The sequence below is a fragment of the Paenibacillus sp. J31R30 genome (assembly GCF_059692115.1).
In genome coordinates this window covers 27,061-48,932 of sequence record NZ_JCAUAV010000009.1, presented here as the reverse complement: position 1 = coordinate 48,932, position 21,872 = coordinate 27,061, and the positions used below count along the sequence as shown (strand labels likewise).

Sequence of the window (21,872 nt, the reverse complement as noted above, 5' to 3'; positions counted from 1 at the left end):
GACATGGCATGATAGGGATGGCTAAGCGATGCAGCGCCTAGGGAAAGACAAGTCATGATGATACATCAAGGCAGGGCATAGAGAAAATGACGAAGATGAGTTGGCACAATCTTGGGTGGGAGTGTGATGGCAATGCTGCGCATTGATTTGAATTGTGACATGGGCGAAGGGTTCGGCGCATACCGCCTTGGCCGTGATGCGGAGCTGCTTGACTATGTCAGCTCCGCCAACATCGCCTGCGGGTTCCACGCAGGCGACCCCGCAACCATGCGCAGCACGGTACAGCTGTGCGTGCGCATGGGCGTGGCGATCGGGGCCCATCCGGGCTTACCCGATCTGCAGGGCTTCGGCCGGCGCGAGATCGCGATCACGCCGGCTGAGGCTTACGAGCTGACGTTGTATCAGCTCGGGGCGCTGCAGGCGTTCGTTCACGCCGAAGGCGGACGCCTGCAGCACGTGAAGCCGCATGGCGCGCTCTACCACATGGCTGCGAAGCGCCATGAGTTAGCCGCCGCGATTGCGGCTGCAACGGCCAGCGTCAGCGCGGAGCTGACGCTGTATGGCCCGCCCGGCAGCGAGCTGCTGCGGGCGGGCGCCGCCGCGGGGCTGCGGACCGCGAGCGAGGCTTTCGCGGACCGCAGCTACCAGCGGGACGGCTCTTTGACGCCCCGCGACCAGCCGGGGGCGCTGCTTGAGAGCGCCGCGGCGGCTGCGGCGCAGGTGGAGCGGCTTGTCCGCGAAGGCAAGGTGCTCTCCCTCACGGGAGAGCACCTGAGCCTGCGCGCGGACACGATCTGTATCCACGGCGATGGCGTTCACGCCGTGGAGTTCGCGCGCGATATCCGCGCGCTGCTTACGCAAGGCGGCATCGCAGTCATGCCGCTGGGGACCTAGCGCAATGCTAGGTCCTTTTTTTCATGTATCCGTGTACAGTGGATTAACTGGAAAAAGTACATTTAATTATGCTCGTATTTCTCTTTTGGAGGTAATAACTGGATTTTATGAAGTTGATTTGGCCACTTTGTTCATTTAGCCACCGAAACACGGAATTTAGCTGGGTATTTTCCATTTAATATGAATTTCAGATGTAAAAAGCAGAAAAAAGATGTACTTTCTCCAGTTAATTTGCCAAACGAGCTATGAGCTGAGATCGTCCGAAAAGCAACATGTGCAACGTTTCGTGGTACTTTAAGTACTTTCACGCACGTCCACTTCGTTCTAACCTGCAACTTTCTCCACATCGTTTCACTCCCCCGTCAAGGAAAGAATCCCTATAACTATTCTTTCACTTGAGACCTGCTTAGCAATATGAGTAATATAGAGATGTAGCCGGCCGGCTAATGCCTTCGGAAAGGAGTGATCAAGGTGATTACAACGCAAACAGAGGTGATCTCTGCGTAAGCAGAGATCACTGTTCCAAGCGGGGGCCCCTAGGCCCTCGCATAACTTTTAAGATCGAGTAGACAGCGAGAAGCTTTTTACATATAATGAGAAATGTGAACACGAAGTGAACACAACAAAAAACTACGGTGAAGGGAGTGCTTTTTAATGAACACAATGACAATGACAGTAGCGATGAATGTTGCGGCCGCCGCAGAGGTACTCGTCTCCTAACTGAATATCATTCGTGGAATAACCGTTCACCTGAATTGTATAATTGCATATACAACCGACAGGCACGATTATGATCGTGTTTTTTTTATTCCATTTTTGAGAATGGTAGGAGGTTAAGGGGCGATGAAGATACTCTCTGCAAATCAGTCAAAGTTAAGCTTTGTACAATTTGAGGAGGTTTTCATCCATGAGTTACAAGAACGGGAAAGATGTTCTTCCCCCTAACCTATTAAAACAATTACAAGAATATATCCAAGGCGAAATCGTGTATATCCCTAAGAAAGAGCAAAAACGTGCTGGCTGGGGAGAAAATAACGGCACTCGCATCATCATTGAGCGGAGAAATCGTGAGATTTTCCGTCTGTATCAAACAGGCTCGACGGTTTTGGAGCTGATCAAGGTGTTTCATTTGTCCGAAGACAGCATCCGCAAAATTATTGTTAAAACACGTGAATTAACAGCCAATCAGGCATAGCAGCAGCATCCATCGTGATGCTGCTTTTTTTTGTAGGATTCCATGGACGAAATAACGAACTTATGTACATAACGCAAATAAGACAGGGAGGAACAGAAAATGATAGCTGTATTTGTGTATGGAACGTTACTTGTAGGAGAGAGTAATCATTTTGTTGTCTCTCCGTATGTACTTGACGTGCAACCTGGAGCAATTGAAGGACGTTTATTTGATGTAGGACCCTACCCAGCACTAGTTCGTATGGGTGATGATCATAGGGTTGAGGGAGAATGGCTCGAGGTCACCGAAGAAGGCTTAGCCGCCATGGATGACTTGGAAACGTACTACGGTCCCAATCATGAGGACAATGAATATGAGCGGATTTGGGTGAAGGATGTCAGTGGAGAGCGGGAAGGCTGGGTTTACTGTTGGACTAGCCCTCGCGGTTTGCCGGAAATAAAAGGCTCGTCATGGAAGGTCCACCAGCACGGTAAGGAAGTGTGATTTCTTTCGATATTTTCCGACATTTTCCTATCTAGGCGTAAGCGATGGTGCTATAATTAATGGTAATTCATAGACTCGAGGAGAGAGAACATGTCAGCTTACAAAATTTTGCTTGCCGATGATGAGTTGGCACTTCGCTTTCTGCTGACGGAAACGTTATCTGATGAAGGCTACGTTATTACAGAGGTTGAGGATGGTCAACAAGCGATCGAACAACTGGGTAAGGAAGCTTACGATCTAATCATTCTTGATTACATGATGCCGGAGCGTACGGGTGTCGAAGTTTGCGCTTGGTTGAGACAAAGTGAGAATGTGAATAGGGATTTGCCGGTTATTCTTTTGACTGCCAAAGCGCTAGAGAAAGATAAAGAGAAGGCTAAATCAGCGGGTGTTACCACGTACATTGTGAAGCCTTTCAGTCCGCTTCAATTATTAGACACCATAGGGCAGCTTTTGCAACGCTAGAAGTTTTTCTCATTAAGCTTATAAAGGGTGATTGTCTGTTATGAGCCATAGAAACATAGAGAGATCCAAAGATGCAGGTTCAGAAACTGATCGTGATGCAAGGATTCTTAAACAAGGCAAAAAGCTGTTTATTCGTGAATATGACAAGCAGCTCCAACTGCTTCAGACTTTGCTGACAGCCGTTCAAGTTGAACCTGTGCTAGAGGATTTACAACAGTGTTACCGGATTGCGCATACGCTCAAAGGCAGTGCGCCTGTTTTTGGTTATTTGAGAATCGGTAAACTGGCGGAAGACCTGGTACGGATGTGGGAATGGACACTCGCGACGAATACACTGGATGATGCGCTGCTTTCGTCGACGAATCCTGTTTATGAAAGCATAGAGCGAACAGCCGGAGTTTTGCTGGAATTGAAAATGGAATTGGATATCGGCTTAACAGAAATTCAGATGGATGAGCAGCAAGATCCTGCAGTGAGTTCGATGCTTCGAACCTTGAAAAGCCGCATATTACTTGTGGATGATGACGATGCGCTGCGCTCCTATTTGACAAGAAGATTGCAGCTCGATGATTGTATGGTTGACGAAGCATCCGACGTGGAGTCAGCTAAGAAATTACTTCGTGAGCATACGTATGATCTCGTTACGTTAGATCTTATGATGCACCCGCAATCAGGCTATGAGCTCTTCGAGTTCTTAAAGGAAGATCCTACGCTCAAATGGCTGCCGCTTATTGTATTATCAGGACGTGACGATGTCAGTGATAAAGTACGGTGTTTTCATTTGGGAGCGGATGATTACGTGACCAAGCCATTCCAATACGAGGAATTGGCGGCACGCATCTATGGACTCCTCAAGCGGACTCGGAATTTTGAACAGCTGGCTTTCCGGGACCCACTGACAGGCGTGTTCAATCGCAGATATTTCGATCTGCAGATTGGCCTGGAGCTCCAGCGGATTGAGCGCTACCCTGCGCCAATATCGCTTGTGTTTATCGATATTGACAGCTTCAAACGCGTCAATGATACGTACGGACATCACGTAGGGGATTTAGTGCTCCAAGGCTTGGCTCACTTGATGCAGATTAATCTGCGATCAACGGACTTATTGGCGCGTTTTGGCGGTGAGGAATTCGTTATTGCACTTCCGAATACCTCTGTGGAACAAGCTCGTTCTATTATGCAAGATATTCTTGATAAAGTACGTGTGAAGCCTGTAGCTCAGAATGATGGGCAGACGTTCTCCATCACGTTCTCGGCAGGCGTCGCTGAATGGCAAGTAGGCATAACGATTGCGGAGTGGGTAGCGAAGTCCGATGACGCGATGTACCAAGCGAAACAACAGGGCAAGAATCGGATTATCCTTGCGGATCTAGAGGATGAGGGAGCACAATTTACGAAACTTGTCGCCCATGCGCATGCACAGCTTCAGAAGAAGAAGCTTCTCATTGTTGATGATGATCCGATTCTGCGAGCCATCTTAATTTCACAATTGGAGCACTTGCCGATTGTAATTACGCAAGTTTCTGACGGTGAACAGGCGTGGCAGCTGCTGACTAGTCAAGCTTTCGATGCCTGTATTTTGGATGGAATCTTGCCTGGGCTGGACGGATTTACCATATTGGAAAAGGTAAAGACAGATGCTAATTCTCTCTCCAAAGAGATGAAGATTCTCATGCTTTCTGGGAAGAAGAAGGAAGCGGATGTAGCGAAAGGCTTGCAAATGGGAGCCGATGATTATATGACGAAGCCATTCTCACTCGTGGAGCTGGAGAACCGTGTCAAACAGTTAATGAAACTCGTCTAAGGAAGGAGGGGGTGCTGCCCTCTCCTTTTTTCTTTTTGCCTAGAGAAAGGTTATGTGAGGTGGTGATCTCCTTGATGGAGGTTTGCGACGCCAGTACTTTCTGATACAGTAGGAATAGAGACGAAGTTACCAATGAAGGAGCAAGATGAATGTCGGATAAAGAGAATCTGGTTCGTTTCGGAATTTCGATGCCGCAATCCCTGATCGAGCAATTCGACCGGTTGATTGCGATGCAAGGGTATGATAATCGCTCGGAGGCGATTCGAGATCTTGCCCGCAAGGCACTGTTAACCTCAAGCAGTATGCAGCCGAATGAGATGGTCGCTGGAACGATTGTTATGGTATATGACCATGAAATTAGAGATTTACCCATTACGTTAATGGAGCTTCAGCACGACTATCATCATGCGATCATTTCCACCATGCATATCCATTTAAACCATCAGCAATGCTTGGAAATACTCGTAGTTCGAGGTGAAGTACAGGAGCTTCGAGAGCTGCAGCAACGCATTCAGGTGTTAAAAGGGGTAGGCTACGCGGAGCTGTCAGTTACGCATGTGGACGAGCATAGCCAAAGTCATAGACATGCTCATCATCACGGACACCAGCATGATCATCATCATGTTCACGATAAACCTCATAAGGATGAGTAGAATTCGTAGTTCTCTCATTTTTTTGCTAAAATAATGGACATGGAGGTGCGTTATGTCTGAGAAGAAATGGTTCTCTTTGGAAGAGGCCAATCATTTATTACCTTTTGTTGATCAGGAACTGAAAAAAATGCAAGCCTTGAAGAGTGAGTTTGAGGACAAATATATGGAGTTGCGCCATAAGAAGAATGAATACGCGGAAAAGCCTGGCACGGAGAAGGATCCTTTCTTTGTCATGGAAGCTGCGCTTGAATTTCTTCAAATTGAAGCGCGTGGACTCATTCAAAGTTTTCAAAAGACAGGCATTGAGCTGAAGGACATCGATTCGGGTCTTGTTGATTTTCCAGCTGTCATGAATGGACAAGAAGTGTTGCTGTGCTGGAAGCAAGGAGAGGATCAGATTCGTTATTATCACGGGGAGCAAGATGGTTTTGCTGGCCGTAGACCGATAGCGGATTAGTGGGATGATCATGAGACAAAATAATCAACGAGCGAAGAATTGGTTCCTGCGATTGCCACTCGGCTTGATTGCTGTGTTGGCGATGATGCTAATGAGCGCTGTCCTTGTTCCACAATCAGCCTCTGCACATGCCTCATTAGTCGAAGCGGCACCAGAAGCGGGAGCGAAGCTCGAGAGCTCGCCTGCTGCGGTGTCCGTCACGTTCAATGAACAATTAGACAGCGGACTCTTTTATATCAAGGTGTATGATCATAGCGGAGCTGAGATAACGAAACGCAAAGCGACGATGAATAAGGATCAGATGGGCATCAAGCTAGATCTACCGAAGCTCGCAGAAGGCGTGTATTTGATTAGCTATCACGTCATCTCAGCAGACGGGCATCCCGTGGGTGGAAGCTATCCGATTACAATCGGAAATCCGCCGCAGGAGGATGTTCTTGATGTGCCATCCGCTCATATCGGGCACGAGCATAGCTCAGGACCGCTGACGACAAAAGGCTTGCTGCAATATGCTTCTCGCGGCCTATGGTTCCTGATGCTGCTAGCCTTGACCGGTTGGGCATTCTGGCTGCGTTTGGTGAGACCGCAAGGCGAAGAAGCGCAGAAATCCTTTGCCGCTTGGACGCTTAATCTTCAACGCGCACATATCGTTGCCCTTTTGCTGCTGATTTTCACGCATATCGAGGATCTGTTGGGCGGCGGCGGTGTGGACGAAATCGTACAGCTGCTAACCTCAACGAATATCGGGATTTCTTGGGCACTGCTTCTCGTATTATCCTTCCTAGGCTTTGTCTTAGTAGGCAGGCTGGCTTGGCTCGATGTAACTTGGTCTTTGGCTCTTTTGGCTGTCAAAAGCTTTAGCGGCCACGCAGCATCCTTTTCCCCGCTATGGGCGACGATCGGGCTCGACTTTATTCATCTTGCTGCCGCAGCTTGTTGGGTAGGCGGGCTAATACTCCTCTATGCCAAATGGCGTCATAACAAGATGGATCTCGGCAGCTATATGCAGAAGTTTTCAAGATTCGCGCTGATTTCGATCCTTGTTTTAACAGTTTCAGGGGTCCTATCAGTCCTGCTATTTTTACCGAGTTTACGTTACTTAACGTACACCACTTGGGGAATTCTTTTGCTTGTAAAAATAGGCGTGGTGGTGCTTGTTGCACTCATTGGTTTCGTAATTCGACTGTTCCTTCGCAGGAAAAAAGTGAATCAATCGATCGTCTGGGTGAAGCTGGATCTGTCACTCATGGTCGTCATTGTTGTCCTTGTCGGGCTGCTTACTTATATGGCGCCGATTCCGGCTAACGAGCCGCTTCAGTGGCATCAGATGGGTGAGAAGGTCCACGTTTCGGTGGATATTACGCCCAAAATCCCCGGCAATAATACGTTCGTCGCAAAAGTTTGGCTGCCTGAGAAGTCAGGCCAACCGAAGCAGGTTCTTTTGATTTTGCACAACAAAGATGATGAGGAAATTGCGCCGATTTCTGTTCCGTTAACGCTATACACGGATAGTAAGGAAGAGGAATCCTACGGTTTTGCCAAATTTAGCTATAAATCCGAAGGTCCATATCTGCCGTTTAGAGGGAAATGGGAGTTAGAAATGCGCGTTATGGATAGAGAAGATAATGAAACGGTGTATACCAAAGACTTTATTGTGTATTAGACCTTTAATAGGCTGATCCGTGCAGCGAGGAGGGTGACCATGGCTTGGGTTCAAATTCTAGATAAAGACCATCTGTCAGTCAAGCTTGATGACAAAGATGATTCCGCTCTAATTGAAATCAATGATGGAGGCATTTCACCGAACTATGTAACGATCCGATTGAATGAGCATGAAGTGGATGAGCTGATCGAAGCCCTCCAGCGTATCAAGCAATCGATGCAATAAGGGTATATGCATTATCAAAAAGAACCTTCCCCTCGACTGAAAGACAGTCATAAGGGAAGGTTCTTTTGATTAAAACAAGCTCCAGTCAAATTCTTGCGAGAGAATGCCAAGGAGATGTACACCAGCTGTACTGTTGCCCTTGCGGTTCAGAGCAGGCCCTACAAGGCCGATACCGTACTGTCCAGGCACCATCGTCAGGATGCTGCCGGACACGCCGCTCTTCGCAGGCAGCCCGACGTTCATGGCAAATTCGCCAGAGGCATTGTACATCCCACAGGTAAACATGAAGGTCTTGGCAATTTGCACGAAGCGCCGCGGAATGAGGCGTTGCTTGCGAATCGGATCTACGCCGTTATGAGCGAGAACGAGAGCCATTCTAGCCAGATCCGTACAATTGACCTCAACGGAACAATGACTAAAGTATACGCGAAGGACATCGTCCACTTCTTTGTCCAGAACGCCGTTATCCTTGAGAAAATAGGCTAAGGAGCGATTGCGGTGAGCCGTATCGGACTCGGATTTGAAGACGTTTTGATTGATAGCAAGCGCTGGATTATCGGCAATATCCCTGAAGAAATGAAGGATTCGATCGACCTGTTCATCCGTGCTGTTACCCGCAATTAAGGAGGATATAGCAATCGCTCCTGCATTGATAAGCGGATTAAAAGGGATGCCTGGCTCGATAAGTTCGAGCTTCAACATGGAGTTGAAGTCATCACCTGTCGGCTCCATCCCCACTTTTGAGAATACAATGTCCTCGCCGTTATCCATGAGCGCTAGAATTAGTGAAAACACTTTCGAAATGCTTTGCAAGGTGAAGCGAAAGTCAGAATCTCCAGAGGTTGTGGTTTGCCCTTCGCTATCCATGATGCAAATACCGAGAATATCCCCAGAAGCGTTTGCTAATTCAGGGATATAGGAAGCAACATGACCTTCCGATGTATGTGTTTTACTTACAGCAACCCATTCGTCGATGTGTGATTGAAGCTTCTTCCAGGTTTCATCGTGCTGTTGGTGAGGCATTCGCAAAGTCAGTCCTTCCTCTTCTCTAGGCTTTCCAAGCTTGCGGATGATTGTCGCTGATAAGCTCCGTTGCTGCTGCATTTGCGATCACTTGCTCAGGGTTTTTGCAGCCTGGAATAACAGAAGTGACGGCATCATGCTTCAAGCACCATGCTAATGCCCATTTCGCCATATCCATGCCCTCTGGCACTTCATTTTGCTGAATGCGCTGGGCTTCTTCTAGCTTGAGTCTAACGCTTTCAGCATCGTGACGATGGCGCACATCCGTATTGCTGAATACAGCACCTGGTTTATATTTTCCGCTCAAATAACCACTAGCCAGCGGTACTCGCGCGAGTACCCCAAGATCCTGATCGATACAAGACTGGAACACGAGCTCTTCTGGAGCACGATCCAACCGATTGTAGACTACCTGAATCGCTTTGGCATTCACCTTCGTGGAGGCTGCGGTTTGATGGATATTGGCATTGCTGCCGATGGAGGTACCCAAGTGACGGATTTTGCCAGCTTGTACTTGTTTATCAAGCGTTGTCCATAGATCGTCATTATCGAATAAAGCATCAGGTCCGGAATGGAATTGGTATAAGTCAATATAGTCCGTATGTAAAGCTTGTAATGAAGCATCAAGCTGTTTGATGACGGATTCAGCACTAAACTCATCAGTCCGTGTGAATAAATCATGGAAATGATGGCCGAATTTCGTTGCTACGACCCACTTATCACGATCGCGGCGGGATAAATAATTACCGATAAATGACTCGGAGAGGTGATCGCCATAGCACTCAGCCGTATCAATCAAGTTGATACCAAGCTCAGCCGCTTGATCTAGAATCGCATCAGCCTCATCTTGCGTATAGTTTAATCCCCACTCACCGCCAAATTGCCAAGTGCCAACACCAACGATGGAAACTTTCAGGTCCGTTTTGCCAAGTCTACGATATTTCATACAGCACACTCTCCTTCAATAGGGTATCCAAATTCATTATACAACAACATTTTATTTTGTTTTAATGTAAGCTTTCCATAAATGGGTTACGGTGTAAAGTAGGAATGATTCAAGATGAAAGGAAGTTGGTTCGATTGATCAAAAAGTATGTACTAAGCCTATTAAAAGAATGGGTACCTACGCTCGCATTCGCGGTCATTATTGCGCTTGTCGTCAATACCTATGTTGCACAAGCAATGACAGTACCAACCGGGTCCATGCTGCCTACGATACAATTACAAGATGAGCTGATTGTTGAGAAAATGAAGCCATTAACCGACTTTGAATTCGGCGATATTGTTGTGTTTTGGCCGCCGCTTGAGGGGAATGAGGACCGCTATGTGAAGCGTCTGATAGGACTTCCTGGCGATACCATAGAGATCAAAGACGGTGCTTTATATCGCAATGGAGCCAAAGTCGATGAGCCTTATATCCAAGCGCCTATGACATACACGTACCATCAGGTTAATGTGCCCGAAGGGAAGTATTTCTTCCTCGGAGATAATCGCAACGACAGTTATGATTCTCATCTGTGGCCGACGACACCTTTTGTAGCAGAAAAAGATATTATCGGCAAAGCCGTATTTCGTATTTTCCCACTTAATCATATCGGTACCATTGAGTAACAGCTCATAAATAAAGAAGCTCCCAACCTCGTCAGAGGAAGGGAGCTTTTGTCATGAATTAAGCGAGATGAGGTGTTACTTGGTTCTCATCTTCACCGTCTTCATTTTTCTTCGATTTACGGTCAGAAAGCTTGATGTTCCCAACGAAAAGCGTAAGAATCGCACCGAGGAGGACAAACACTAAGCCATAAATGAATACTTGATGAAGGGAAGTAACTAGCGCATTTTTAAGCAAAGGCACCATGTGCTCAACGAATTCTTTTGGCATTTTAGCTAAGGATTCTGGCACCAATAGGGATGAATATAAGGCTTGCGGATTCGTATGAATCATATCGGTCATCGAATTAGCTAGCTCACTTGCTTCCGCGGGCAGCTGCTTCACGACAGGCTCTAAATCTCTCTCAAGCAATACGGTTGATTTATGATTCATAATGGCACCGAGAATCGTCATCCCGAACGTACCACCGATTTGACGGAAGAATTGGCTGGAAGATGTTACAACCCCTAGCTCTGATTTCGGGAAGCTTTCTTGTAGAGCAAGCGTAAGAATTGGCATAACAAGCCCCATACCTAACCCAAGCAGAATCATGTAACTGGAAGCGATCAACTTGGTTGTTGAGATTCCCATTGTGCTAAGGAACAAGAAGCCCACAGCCATCACAATCATACCAATGAGCATTTGCTTGCGAACACCGATTTTGGCAATGAATTGACCAGAAACGACGCTGGCAATAATCATCGTAATCATCAGTGGTGTCATGACCGTTCCAGATGCCGAGGCACTAATACCGACAATACCTTGCATGAATAGAGGAACGAACATAATCGCGCCGAACATACCAACGGCCATTAGGAAGCCGACACCGTTAATAGTGGAGAAGGTTCTATTCTTAAATAAACGAACAGGAAGAATCGGTTCTGCCGCCTTACTTTCAATAAAGATGAAGGCAGTTAAGGACACTACAGCAAGTACAAAGAGACCAATGATTTGCCAAGAACCCCAAGCGTATTCACTACCGCCAAACGTAAGAGCAAGAAGTAAGCTCACAACACCGACGATCATGGTAACAATACCTGGAATATCGAATTTCACTTTTCCTACTGATTTATGTTTCGGTAAAGCAATAGCGATCAAAACAACAGCTAAGATACCAACAGGTAGATTGATGTAGAACACCCAACGCCAGTCCCAAGCATCTACGATCCATCCGCCAACTTGCGGCCCGATAACAGAGGATAAACCGAAGATCGCTCCGAAAACCCCTTGCCATTTGGCACGTTGTTTACCTGTAAATAAATCCCCGATGATAATCATCGCCATTGGCATCATGATACCACCGCCAAGACCTTGCAGACCACGGAACAAAATGAGTTCAGTCATGTTCTGAGACATACCACATAGCGCAGAGGCAACGATGAAGATGATAAGTCCTGTTACATAAATGACGCGGCGGCCAATTAAGTCAGCCAGTTTACCCGCGATGGGCACGACGACGGTTGATGTTAACATGTAGGCAGTTGTTAACCATGTCATTAGTCCGAGTCCACCGAATTCACCGACGATACGCGGCATTGCTGTACCTACGATCGTACCGTCCAAGGCTCCGAAAAGCATGGCAATGATCAATCCGGTGAGTAGGAGCCCCCTATTTTTGAGCTCAGGTGCAGCGGCTTCGGAGATATCCTTGGGCGCTGCTTTTTGAATGTTTTCCATGTGTGACCACTCCTTTGAAGTGTAAATTAATAAAATGAAGTAAATTTTTCGAATGCATTTACGAAAATATGAAGTTCATCTGGAGGAAGCTGTGATAAACCACGTGCTATCACTTTCTTTTGAACTTCATGGGCCTTAGCAAGGACCGCGGCACCTTCTGCGGTATTTTCGACCAGAACAATACGTCGATCTGTTTCATGATGTTTACGTATAACATGCCCGCTTTGGACAAGTCGATCAATCATCACGGTGATTGCACTTGGCTTAACGCCTAATTTATCAGCAAGATGGGATTGCTTCGGTGTGTTCTCCTTGGCAATCATCGCTAACATGAATAACTGAGGAGCTGTTAACTCTGAATTGAGTTCACTGAGGACACTTTGCGAAATCTTACGGTGAGCCAGCTCAAATGTTGTGCGGAAGCGATTGGTGTAGGCTGTCAATTCATCTTCCAAGCCATTACCTCCTAACAAAATTATTAGAATTGTCTAATAATTAAATGATATAATAATTAAATTAAATAACATTTAAACTATTTAAGTAAAATATATACCTGTCGAAGAATGAAGTCAATGGGATATTTCTGAAAACTTTCAGAAAAGAAGGTTGGATGTACTTGCATATCCTTTGTATCTTGCATATAATAACTGGTACATATACGTGGAAATGCTTTGACGGAGAAGAGTATGCAGTGCTTCTTGACAGGGAGGGAAAGCCAATGATTGAGAGCTGGCCCCGAGAATCAGGCTGCGGAAGTTCGCTCCCGAGCAGTCCTTTGAACGGAAGTTTGATCACTTCTCATTAGGGGGAACCGGACACATCGTCCGTTATCTGGAATGAAGTGAGACTCGTTTATTTGGCATTTGTACATAGACGAATCTAATTAGGGTGGTACCACGGCTTTTCGTCCCTTGCGAGGGAGCGGAAAGTCTTTTTTGTGTTTTCATAAAGGGCGATTCAGAGGCCTAATTCAGGAGGGATTTCGATGAAAGAGCGGTTAGAGGCTTTGAAGCAGGAAGCACTGCAGGAGCTTAGCGGCGTAGGAAGTCAGCAGGAATTGAACGATTTACGAGTTAAATACTTAGGTAAAAAAGGCCCGTTAACCGAGGTGCTTCGCGGCATGGGCGCGTTAAGCGCAGAAGAAAGACCGGTTATCGGCCAAGTGGCGAATGATGTTCGCGCAGCAATTGAGTCTGTAATTGAAGAGAAACAAGCAGCTTACACGAAGCAAGAAACTGAGAACAGACTTCGTGCTGAAATGATCGACGTAACGTTGCCAGGACGTCCTTCCCAGCAAGGTGCTGTACATCCTCTGAGTAAAGTCATTCAAGAGATTGAAGACATTTTCATCGGAATGGGTTACACAGTTGCTGAGGGACCAGAGGTTGAGCAAGACTATTACAACTTCGAAGCTTTGAACCTGCCGAAGGATCACCCAGCTCGTGATATGCAGGATTCCTTCTATGTTACAGAAGAAATCTTGATGCGCACACAGACATCCCCTGTTCAAGTAAGAACAATGGAGAAGCGCAAAGGTGAAGTTCCGATCAAAATCATCTGCCCAGGCAAAGTATACCGCCGCGATGACGATGATGCGACTCACTCTCACATGTTCCAACAAATCGAAGGTCTGGTCATTGACCGCAACGTGCGGATGAGTGATCTCAAAGGCACATTGCTGCAATTTGTACAAGAAATGTATGGCCCAGCGACGAAAATTCGCATGCGTCCAAGCTTCTTCCCGTTCACAGAACCAAGTGTTGAAGTCGATGTGAGCTGTGCGATGTGTGGCGGTGAAGGCTGTCGTACATGTAAACAAACAGGTTGGTTGGAGATTCTCGGAGCAGGTATGGTACATCCGCGAGTTCTCGAAATGGGTGGCTACGATCCAAAAGAGTACACAGGCTTCGCATTTGGCATGGGCGTTGAGCGTATCGCTATGTTGAAATATGGTATCGAGGACATTCGCCATTTCTATACGAATGATTTACGTTTCTTAAAGCAATTTTTACATGTGTAAGCAATAGGAAAAGGAGGGTATAAGCATGAATGTTTCATATCAATGGTTATCCGAATACGTGGATGTAACAGGCTTCACAGCCGAGGAATTAGCTGAAAAATTAACCCGCAGCGGTATCGAAGTGGATATCGTCGAGGATCGTAATAAAGGTGTTTCAAATGTAGTTGTTGGATTCGTGAAGTCCCGTGAGAAGCACCCAGACGCTGATAAACTTAGTGTTTGTGTAATTGACGCAGGGCAAGGCGAAGACTTGCAAATCGTATGCGGCGCTAAAAATATTGATGCTGGACAAAAGGTTCCTGTCGCAATGATCGGTGCCGTCCTTCCAGGCGGACTGGAAATTAAACGCGCTAAGCTGCGCGGCGTAGAATCCCAAGGGATGATCTGCTCCGCTAAAGAGCTTGGCTTGAACGATAAATTGCTTCCGAAGGAAATCCAAGAAGGAATCTTAGTATTGCCTGAGGATACGGAAATTGGTCAATCTATTCTAGATGTATTGGCGATTAGCGACAAAGTCATGGAGCTTGACTTGACGCCAAACCGCTCCGATTGCTTGAGCATGCTCGGAGCTGCTTACGAGATCGCGGCAATCCTTGGCCGCGAGATTAAACTGCCAGATGCGGAAGCTGCGCTGCAAGCGGCAGGAGCTGCCGGCGTGAAGGCTTCGGACCGCATCAGTGTAAAGATCACAGCGACAGAGCAGTGCACGCATTACGCGGCTCGCCTGATCGAAGGCGTACGCGTGGGCACTTCTCCGCTGTGGATCCAAAACCGTTTGATGGCTGCGGGCATCCGCCCTATTAACAACATCGTCGACATCACGAACTTCGTGATGTTGGAGTACGGCCAGCCGCTTCACGCGTTCGACGCGGAGCAGTTGAATAACGGACACATCGACGTACGACTCGCTGAAGCTGGCGAGAAGCTCGTTACACTTGACGAAGTGGAACGTACCCTTGAGCCGCACATGCTGCTCGTCACGGACGGCACAAAGCCTGTTGCGATCGCTGGTGTTATGGGCGGCGCTAACTCTGAAGTGACTGAGGGAACGTCGCGAATCCTTCTGGAATCCGCGAAGTTCGCTGGCAGCTCTGTGCGCCGCACATCGCGTCAGCTAGGCCTTCGCTCGGAAGCAAGCCTTCGCTTCGAGAAAGAAGTGAACCCGGAAGCGGTACTTCCGGCTCTGAACCGTGCTGCTGCGCTGATCGCGCAATACGCAGGCGGTAAAGTCGCTGACGGCATCGTAGAAGCCGCTAACGGTACACACAAGTCGGTCAGCATCGAACTTGCGGCTGACCGCGTGAATAACTATCTCGGCACAGCGCTATCCTTGGCCGAGATGGGTCAAATCCTTTCGCGCTTGCATTTCACATTCGAGCAAGCTGGCGAAGGTAAGCTGCTCGTGCATGTGCCGAGCCGCCGCGGCGACATTACGCGTGATGTCGATTTGATCGAAGAAGTGGCACGTCTCTTCGGCTATGATAACATCCCGACGACCTTGATGACCGGCGTTACGACGCCAGGGTCATTGTCCAAAGAGCAATCCATCCGCCGCATTACACGGAATGTCCTGACACAAAGCGGTTTGAATGAAGTGATTACGTATTCCTTCACCAACCCTCGCTCACACGGTGTTGCAGGCGCGGAAGTGAATCCGCAATCACAAGTGGATGCAATTCCTGGCCTTTACCCTGCTGCACAACCGATCTCACTCGCGATGCCGATGAGCGAAGACCGCAGCCAGCTGCGTACCAGTTTAGTACCGCATTTACTTGATGTTGTTAGCTATAATCGCAATCGTACGATGGATGATGTCGCCATTTTCGAAATTGGCAAAGCGTTCATTACTGACGAAGCAGCACTTACGGCTCTGCCGCAAGAAAAGCTATTGCTGTCCATCGTGTTGACAGGCAAACGCCGTCAAGCACATTGGGCTCAGAAGTCCGACGCAGTTGATTTCTATGACATCAAAGGGATTTTCGATCGTTTAGTTGGGTACCTAGGCATTAAGGGGCTTACGTACACTTCAGCAGCACCAGAAGGCTTCCACCCAGGTCGTACTGCTGAAATCTTACTTGCTTCCGCTGAAGGTTCGAAGGTTATTGGCCGCGTTGGTCAATTGCACCCAACTGCGCAACAACAACGTGATTTGGATGATACCTACGTGCTTGAAGTAGAACTATCTCCGATCTTGGAAGCCGCTAGCGATGAGATCGTATATAAATTATTGCCGCGCTACCCGTCTATCGGACGTGACATTGCCGTTGTGGTGAATGCAAGCGTACCTGTTGGACTTATGGAGCAAGCCATTGCCGAAGTTGCAGGGGAATTGTTGGAATCCATTCAAGTATTCGACATCTATACGGGAGAGCGTCTTGGAGCTGGTCGGAAAAGCGTAGCGATCGCACTCGTGTACCGTCACGCGGACAGAACTTTGCTTGATGAAGAAGTAACTGAACTCCATGCCAAAGTTGTAGCAACACTTGAACAACAATTTGAGGCTGAGTTAAGAAAATAGTGTAACTTTCCTTATAGGTTGCAGGAATATAGGCTGGTCTTATCGAAATTATTCTCGATAGGACCAGCCTTTCATTTTAAGGGAGGATTTAAAATTGACTATAGAAGATAAAACAAGAATTACTGTTGATATATATGGACACCAATATAAGCTCAAAGCGGATACAAGCACGAATCATATGAAGCGAGTTGCTGAATATGTTAACGACCAAATGTTTCGCATTGCCAAAGGATATCCTCGCTTGGATTCTCAGCGAATCGCTGTGTTGGCCGCGGTGAATATGGCGGACGAGTGCTTCCGAATGAATGAAATTTTGGAAGAGCTTAGTAAAGTGCAAAAAGAGCAGGAAGCGACGAAAATCGCCTACGAGAAGCTAACTAGCCGCTATACGGAATTGAAACAAGAGGATGACAAGAATCAAGCCCTTCTTGCTGAGCAAACCGGGAAACTTCAACAAATCACAGAACAAGAGAAACAACATAAAATTGAAATTCAAAAGGTCAGACAAGAACAAGAGCAAACCAATCAGCAAATGCTGCAAATGAAACAGCAGGTTGAAGTAGGGAAACAACACTTAGTTCAGACCAAGCAACAGTTAGATCAAGCCACGCAGCAGCTGGACCAGTCTAAACAACAGCAAATTCAGGCCAAACAACAAATAGATCAAGCAAAACAACAACAAGATCAAGTGAATAAACAGATTGATCAATTTAAGCAGCAGCTAGACCAGGAAAAGCGACAAAACCTGCAAGTAAAACAATTACTAGATCAAGAAAAACAACAGCATCAACAGAGTAAACAACAGCTCGAGCAGGCGCAACAACAGAAATCGCAACAGCTTTTGAAATTGACTGAACATCATAAGGCAGAATTGGCTGCCATTGCGGAAACGCATCGCAAAGAAAATGAAAGTCTGCACCACCAACTGCAAGAAGAGAAAAACTCGCTTATCCAATTACACATTCAAGACAAAGAAAGTGCGGATCTTCAGCATCAAGAAGAACTGGCGCTAGCTTCTAAGCAAAGTGGTTCTGATATCGCCGGCATCCATAAGCAGTACCAGTCGCAAATCGAATCCATAACCAAGCAACATCAAGAGGCACAAGCCTCCATGACACGTGAGCACCAATCCCAACTTGCTTCCTTGAGAAAAGAGCATCAAGACGCAATAGTGAACCTTAAAAGCGAGCATGAATCTGCAATTTCCTTGTTGGCAGAGGAGCATCAAATTGCAATTGCTCTATTGGTAGAGGACCATCAAGCTGCAATTGCGCTCATGAAGGAAGAACACCAAGCAGAATTAATTGCTATCTCTGATAGTCATCTAAATGAAATTGAGACGATTTCGGATGAATACCAAACTGAGATTCAAGCCATCTCAGAGAAGCTTCAAAACGAAATAGCCCATCAAACTGATGAGCACCATTTCGAGATTGCTTCCTTGACAGAGAGTCATCAAAATGAGATCGCAATGATTACACATAACCGTCAAAAGGAACTGAACGCTATTTCAGAGAACCACCAAAGGGAACTGAATACGATTTCAGCAAATCATCAAAACGAATTGCATGCTTTTTCAGAAAAGCACAATAACGAATTGAGCTCAATTTCAGAGAAGCATCAAAACGAATTGGAATCGCTCTCTGAGCAGCATCATGACGAAGTATCGTCTAATACGATGAAGCATCATAATGAAATCGCAGCCATCGTACGTGGTCATCATGCTGATATTCATGCCATTAAACAGAAGCATCAGGCCGAGCTTCAGGTAGCAGCTAGTACACATCAAGAGGATATCGACTCACTAGCATTGCTTTACCAGGAAGAGGAAGAGGCTAAAGTTCAAGAACAACAGTCAACGTTCATGCAGCAGCTTGAGGAACAGAAAGCATCCATCATTCAGCACTATCAAGGTAAAATTGAAGAACTGCTTGCACAAATGCAAGCTGAGCGAGATACACGTACACAACAGTTTGAAGAAGAGAAAGAACTTATTTTATCCCAAGCTCAACAGGAAAAAGAAGAACTTCTTCAGATGAGCATGAACGACGAAGCTCACCAAGAGGAGCTGCAGGCTGTCAAAGAAGAATACAGGAAATTGCGTGAAGAGTATGCCAAGCTGCAAATTGAATACAACGAATGGATCGAGCTTGTAGAAGCTGATAGCACAGTCGGGTAGCCCTAAGTGACACTGAATACACTAGACTACGTCTTGATGTCGGTTATAGCTTTAGGGTTGCTCATTGGATACTTTAGGGGATTTATCGCTCAAATCGTTTCCATTTCGGGCATGATCCTTGCCTATCTTGTTGCCTTTTATTTTTACAAGGACCTTGCTCCCTTACTTAAAAACGCAATATCACTGCCAACGTATCAAAATTATCAGAAATATGAATTCATCGTTAAAGGCCTCAATTTAGATACTTATATCTTAAATGCCATTGCCTTTGCGCTTCTATTCTTCGGTGTAAAGCTCGCACTTGTGATCATTGGCAGAGCCTTGAATATTCTTGCCAAAACGCCAGGACTCAATGCGATGAACCGTTGGAGTGGCGCATTATTGGGGTTTGCAGAAGCGCTGCTTATTATTGTAATTGCAGTTAATGTGATGACCATCATTCCTTCCGATGGCCCTCAGAAACTATTAGCAAGCTCCTCCCTTGCTCCTTACTTAATTAACGAGCTGCCGCAGGTAGCAGGTAAACTTCATGACATGTGGAAACAAGGAATATCCTTATAGAAACTACCGCCTTTCGAATAGAAGCGGTAGTTTTTTATTTATTTTTGCGCGAGTTTGATGACTTAACGTTTGTAGGCGTGGGCGCGGCTGGGGCAAATATGTCGCAAAACAATTTTTCTGAAGTATCTACAATTCCCATAGTTATCAGCTCCGACCAGTGGAGTTCTTACTTATTGCAAAAATAGTTCCTCATTTACGGTAGTAAATCACATGCCCAGTCAGCCCCGTTGAACCCCTTTTCCGTAATTACAGAGGCCTATTAAGTACTCTTGCTGTGTCCCCCTCCCTCAGATGTTCTTACTCTCAAAAAGTCAAAAGTAGCTTCTCGCGAGCTCCAGCCAGCATTAGCTACTATAATTTAAGTACTTACATAAAAGGCTAAACCACTGATAATCACAGTTGATTGTTCTAGGGTGCAAGAGTTAGCCCTCACAGGGATTAATTACGACTTCCTTTTCTATTACTTAGACAAGCAAGTAGATGTTGCAGCATGTAACGAACGATTCGCAAAGTTAATTGTAGTTATCTCAGAAAATAATAACGTCGATATGTCCACGCCCAAATAAACATATTTTTCTTTACATGGAAACAAATGTTCGATATAATAAATTATAGGAACACAAGTTCTATTTGTGAGGTGGATCTGATTATGGAAATGCATCTTATAGGCTCGATCAACAATACTTTTCAAACAGAGGAAGATTGTGAGAAGTTCTTAATGAAAAGCCGTTGGGCTAATGGGTTCTTTTGTCCAAGATGCGACCATGATTCATTTTATAAAGTGAAAACGCGCAGCTTGCTAGAATGCAAGAAATGCCGTACACAAATATCGATAACAGCTGGTACCGTTATGCATAAGTCAAAGTTACCTTTATTACTCTGGTTCAAAGCCATTCGAGTGTTGATTCTAGATGAAATGACCTATTCAATTCCATCGTTTGCAAATTTGCTTGGTGTGAATTATCGAACAGCTAAGTTGATATTAGAAAAGCTTCAACTAGCTTTGCATAAGCAATACGCACGTATGGGTAGCAAAAATTCTGAAAAACCAATGCAAAGGTCCATGGAGGAAACAATTGAAGAGCAGCAGAGCGAAGTGAAAAGCGTCAAAACGAAGAAGTATACGAGTATTTTAGCTACGTTTCTGTTTAAGACTACTCGAAACGTAAGATATGCCGAACAAGAAATGTTTCGAAAATGGATGGATGCATTCTTCTCAGTGTATTTATATCCCTACTTTTTGAGATATTTTCAGGTTGTCTGACAGCAATGAAGCCAATTGAATATGAAAAAAGCCTTATCACCAAACTCGTGATAAAGCTTTTCTAAGCAAAAATATAAATTATTCAACAATTAGTGTTGTTTTCATATTAGCATGGCCATTTCCGCACATGATGGAGCAGTTAATTGGGAATGAACCTGTTTTATCTGGTGTAAAGGTAACGGTTTTATTACCGTTGTTGAGGTTAATGTTAAATTCTTTAATGGCAGCGCCGTGAACACCTTGGGAATTATCAAGTGTAATTGTGACTGCTTCACCTTTTTTGACGCGATATTCAGTCTTATCAAATTGAAAATTTGTAGCTTTTAAGACGACTTGTTGTCCACCTGTTGCGGCTTTCGTTGTCGCAGCTGGTGAAGCAGCAGCTGTCGTTGACGCGGCTGGCGCTGTAGTAGTTTGTGCAGACGCTGCTGGTGTAGTTGTTGCTTCTGTTGTTTTGGAGTCTTTGTTTCCACATGCTGTGATGGCGATAATGACTGCTAGTCCCATCATAAGAATAGTTAGTTTTTTCATGGGTACCCCTCCGTATACATAATGATATCCTCATTATTGTACACGACCTTTTTCCAAATTACAGTGACAAACTGGTGAATACACATAGAAAAGATCGGCCCGGCGAGTAAGAACGCTGCAGGCCGATCTTTTTTGGGCTTTACCTTGGCTATCAGTTATCGAAACTGACAGGTTTATCGACGGTCTTCTCTGCCCGTGATCCCTTGTTCGAAAGGGGTTTTCACTGGAATGAATAAGTCGATGATCCCAATGACTAAAGCAGCTAAAATAGCACCTATCATGCTCGTAGACACATTGGTTACAACAAATTGAGCGGCCCAAATGACTAGTGCGCTCACAATAAACCCTACGATACCTCTGCCAAACGGAGTGATTTGTTTACCGAAGATCCCTTCAATGATCCAAGCCGCGATCGCGATGACCAGCGCCAAGAAAAAGGCACTCCAAAAACCACCGACCTTAAACCCTGGGACTAGCCAGCTTACAAACATTAAAACCAAAGCTGAAACAATAAACCTTACCAGATGTCCAAGAAGATGCATGTCCCGTGAACCTCCTTCTTTCTGTCATGGAATAGCATCCATTGACAAGAAGCGATTTTTTGACGCAATT

General features: G+C 45.9%; 21 protein-coding genes. 15 read left to right on the top strand and 6 right to left on the bottom strand.

Features of this window, described 5'->3' with window-relative positions; genetic code table 11:
• Positions 1–132: 132 nt before the first annotated feature.
• From AC58QO_RS24470 to AC58QO_RS24430, 9 genes are all read left to right on the top strand, one after another.
• The gene (locus AC58QO_RS24470; protein ID WP_497270403.1) at positions 133–894 is read left to right on the top strand and encodes a LamB/YcsF family protein; all 762 of its coding nucleotides are present in this window, start codon (positions 133–135) and stop codon (positions 892–894) included.
• A 907-nt stretch (positions 895–1,801) separates the two neighbouring features.
• A complete protein-coding gene (locus AC58QO_RS24465) occupies positions 1,802–2,089 on the top strand; it encodes a CD3324 family protein (RefSeq protein WP_028556449.1) in 288 nt (95 codons plus the stop codon).
• A 99-nt stretch (positions 2,090–2,188) separates the two neighbouring features.
• Positions 2,189–2,572, top strand: a complete 384-nt coding sequence (locus AC58QO_RS24460) for a gamma-glutamylcyclotransferase family protein (RefSeq protein WP_497270117.1) — start codon at positions 2,189–2,191, stop codon at positions 2,570–2,572.
• A 90-nt stretch (positions 2,573–2,662) separates the two neighbouring features.
• Complete coding sequence (locus AC58QO_RS24455; protein WP_497270115.1) at positions 2,663–3,037, top strand: response regulator; 375 nt, start codon at positions 2,663–2,665, stop codon at positions 3,035–3,037.
• Between the two features lie 40 nt (positions 3,038–3,077).
• Complete coding sequence (locus AC58QO_RS24450) at positions 3,078–4,841, top strand: response regulator (protein ID WP_497270113.1); 1,764 nt, start codon at positions 3,078–3,080, stop codon at positions 4,839–4,841.
• Between the two features lie 149 nt (positions 4,842–4,990).
• Positions 4,991–5,494: a nickel-responsive transcriptional regulator NikR gene (nikR, locus tag AC58QO_RS24445; protein WP_497270111.1), complete on the top strand. Its 504-nt coding sequence runs from the start codon at positions 4,991–4,993 to the stop codon at positions 5,492–5,494.
• Positions 5,495–5,546: 52 nt separating this feature from the next.
• The gene (locus AC58QO_RS24440) at positions 5,547–5,951 is read left to right on the top strand and encodes a DUF2203 domain-containing protein (protein ID WP_497270109.1); all 405 of its coding nucleotides are present in this window, start codon (positions 5,547–5,549) and stop codon (positions 5,949–5,951) included.
• Positions 5,952–5,961: 10 nt separating this feature from the next.
• Positions 5,962–7,614, top strand: a complete 1,653-nt coding sequence (locus tag AC58QO_RS24435) for a copper resistance CopC/CopD family protein (RefSeq protein ID WP_497270107.1) — start codon at positions 5,962–5,964, stop codon at positions 7,612–7,614.
• Between the two features lie 39 nt (positions 7,615–7,653).
• Positions 7,654–7,839, top strand: coding sequence for a hypothetical protein (locus AC58QO_RS24430; protein ID WP_497270105.1), 186 nt, complete (start codon positions 7,654–7,656; stop codon positions 7,837–7,839).
• Between the two features lie 69 nt (positions 7,840–7,908).
• Here AC58QO_RS24430 and glsA read toward each other — a convergent pair whose 3' ends face one another.
• Both glsA and AC58QO_RS24420 read right to left on the bottom strand, forming a co-directional pair.
• Positions 7,909–8,862 carry a glutaminase A gene (gene glsA, locus AC58QO_RS24425; protein WP_497270401.1) on the bottom strand — a complete coding sequence of 318 codons (954 nt, stop codon included), beginning with the start codon at positions 8,860–8,862 and terminating at the stop codon, positions 7,909–7,911.
• Positions 8,863–8,887: 25 nt separating this feature from the next.
• Positions 8,888–9,808, bottom strand: coding sequence for an aldo/keto reductase (locus AC58QO_RS24420; protein ID WP_497270103.1), 921 nt, complete (start codon positions 9,806–9,808; stop codon positions 8,888–8,890).
• Positions 9,809–9,912: 104 nt separating this feature from the next.
• Here AC58QO_RS24420 and lepB point away from each other — a divergent pair, with 104 nt between their 5' ends.
• A complete protein-coding gene (gene lepB, locus AC58QO_RS24415) occupies positions 9,913–10,473 on the top strand; it encodes a signal peptidase I (RefSeq protein WP_497270101.1) in 561 nt (186 codons plus the stop codon).
• Between the two features lie 58 nt (positions 10,474–10,531).
• On the opposite strand, the gene AC58QO_RS24410 is transcribed toward lepB, so the two are convergent.
• Positions 10,532–12,187 (bottom strand): MDR family MFS transporter, encoded by a 1,656-nt coding sequence (locus AC58QO_RS24410; RefSeq protein WP_497270099.1) that lies wholly within the window; start codon positions 12,185–12,187, stop codon positions 10,532–10,534.
• Positions 12,188–12,213: 26 nt separating this feature from the next.
• Complete coding sequence (locus AC58QO_RS24405; protein WP_497270097.1) at positions 12,214–12,642, bottom strand: MarR family winged helix-turn-helix transcriptional regulator; 429 nt, start codon at positions 12,640–12,642, stop codon at positions 12,214–12,216.
• A gap of 530 nt (positions 12,643–13,172) precedes the next feature.
• Between AC58QO_RS24405 and pheS the strand changes: the two genes are divergently transcribed.
• The 5 genes from pheS (at position 13,173) to AC58QO_RS24380 (ending at position 20,729) form a co-directional block, all read left to right on the top strand.
• On the top strand, positions 13,173–14,207 hold the full coding sequence (gene pheS, locus AC58QO_RS24400; protein ID WP_068666178.1) for a phenylalanine--tRNA ligase subunit alpha: 1,035 nt from the start codon (positions 13,173–13,175) through the stop codon (positions 14,205–14,207).
• A 25-nt stretch (positions 14,208–14,232) separates the two neighbouring features.
• Positions 14,233–16,725, top strand: coding sequence for a phenylalanine--tRNA ligase subunit beta (gene pheT / locus AC58QO_RS24395; RefSeq protein ID WP_497270095.1), 2,493 nt, complete (start codon positions 14,233–14,235; stop codon positions 16,723–16,725).
• Between the two features lie 94 nt (positions 16,726–16,819).
• On the top strand, positions 16,820–18,904 hold the full coding sequence (locus AC58QO_RS24390) for a hypothetical protein (RefSeq protein WP_497270093.1): 2,085 nt from the start codon (positions 16,820–16,822) through the stop codon (positions 18,902–18,904).
• Positions 18,905–18,910: 6 nt separating this feature from the next.
• Positions 18,911–19,465 (top strand): CvpA family protein, encoded by a 555-nt coding sequence (locus tag AC58QO_RS24385; protein WP_497270091.1) that lies wholly within the window; start codon positions 18,911–18,913, stop codon positions 19,463–19,465.
• Between the two features lie 649 nt (positions 19,466–20,114).
• Positions 20,115–20,729: a transposase family protein gene (locus tag AC58QO_RS24380; RefSeq protein ID WP_497270089.1), complete on the top strand. Its 615-nt coding sequence runs from the start codon at positions 20,115–20,117 to the stop codon at positions 20,727–20,729.
• A gap of 78 nt (positions 20,730–20,807) precedes the next feature.
• Here AC58QO_RS24380 and AC58QO_RS24375 read toward each other — a convergent pair whose 3' ends face one another.
• Entirely contained in the window at positions 20,808–21,260 is a 453-nt protein-coding gene (locus AC58QO_RS24375) for a cupredoxin domain-containing protein (protein ID WP_497270087.1), read from the bottom strand.
• Positions 21,261–21,433: 173 nt separating this feature from the next.
• Positions 21,434–21,802, bottom strand: coding sequence for a phage holin family protein (locus AC58QO_RS24370; protein WP_477587541.1), 369 nt, complete (start codon positions 21,800–21,802; stop codon positions 21,434–21,436).
• Positions 21,803–21,872 lie beyond the last annotated feature (70 nt).

What these genes read in the sequence shown, in the direction of transcription:
- AC58QO_RS24470 (WP_497270403.1), top strand. Translation starts at nt 133, where the DNA reads ATGCTGCGCATTGATTTGAATTGTGACATGGGCGAAGGGTTCGGCGCA.
- AC58QO_RS24465 (WP_028556449.1), top strand. Translation starts at nt 1,802, where the DNA reads ATGAGTTACAAGAACGGGAAAGATGTTCTTCCCCCTAACCTATTAAAA.
- AC58QO_RS24460 (WP_497270117.1), top strand. Translation starts at nt 2,189, where the DNA reads ATGATAGCTGTATTTGTGTATGGAACGTTACTTGTAGGAGAGAGTAAT.
- AC58QO_RS24455 (WP_497270115.1), top strand. Translation starts at nt 2,663, where the DNA reads ATGTCAGCTTACAAAATTTTGCTTGCCGATGATGAGTTGGCACTTCGC.
- AC58QO_RS24450 (WP_497270113.1), top strand. Translation starts at nt 3,078, where the DNA reads ATGAGCCATAGAAACATAGAGAGATCCAAAGATGCAGGTTCAGAAACT.
- nikR (WP_497270111.1), top strand. Translation starts at nt 4,991, where the DNA reads ATGTCGGATAAAGAGAATCTGGTTCGTTTCGGAATTTCGATGCCGCAA.
- AC58QO_RS24440 (WP_497270109.1), top strand. Translation starts at nt 5,547, where the DNA reads ATGTCTGAGAAGAAATGGTTCTCTTTGGAAGAGGCCAATCATTTATTA.
- AC58QO_RS24435 (WP_497270107.1), top strand. Translation starts at nt 5,962, where the DNA reads ATGAGACAAAATAATCAACGAGCGAAGAATTGGTTCCTGCGATTGCCA.
- AC58QO_RS24430 (WP_497270105.1), top strand. Translation starts at nt 7,654, where the DNA reads ATGGCTTGGGTTCAAATTCTAGATAAAGACCATCTGTCAGTCAAGCTT.
- glsA (WP_497270401.1), bottom strand. Translation starts at nt 8,862, where the DNA reads ATGCCTCACCAACAGCACGATGAAACCTGGAAGAAGCTTCAATCACAC.
- AC58QO_RS24420 (WP_497270103.1), bottom strand. Translation starts at nt 9,808, where the DNA reads ATGAAATATCGTAGACTTGGCAAAACGGACCTGAAAGTTTCCATCGTT.
- lepB (WP_497270101.1), top strand. Translation starts at nt 9,913, where the DNA reads ATGATTCAAGATGAAAGGAAGTTGGTTCGATTGATCAAAAAGTATGTA.
- AC58QO_RS24410 (WP_497270099.1), bottom strand. Translation starts at nt 12,187, where the DNA reads ATGGAAAACATTCAAAAAGCAGCGCCCAAGGATATCTCCGAAGCCGCT.
- pheS (WP_068666178.1), top strand. Translation starts at nt 13,173, where the DNA reads ATGAAAGAGCGGTTAGAGGCTTTGAAGCAGGAAGCACTGCAGGAGCTT.
- pheT (WP_497270095.1), top strand. Translation starts at nt 14,233, where the DNA reads ATGAATGTTTCATATCAATGGTTATCCGAATACGTGGATGTAACAGGC.
- AC58QO_RS24380 (WP_497270089.1), top strand. Translation starts at nt 20,115, where the DNA reads ATGGAAATGCATCTTATAGGCTCGATCAACAATACTTTTCAAACAGAG.
- AC58QO_RS24375 (WP_497270087.1), bottom strand. Translation starts at nt 21,260, where the DNA reads ATGAAAAAACTAACTATTCTTATGATGGGACTAGCAGTCATTATCGCC.
- AC58QO_RS24370 (WP_477587541.1), bottom strand. Translation starts at nt 21,802, where the DNA reads ATGCATCTTCTTGGACATCTGGTAAGGTTTATTGTTTCAGCTTTGGTT.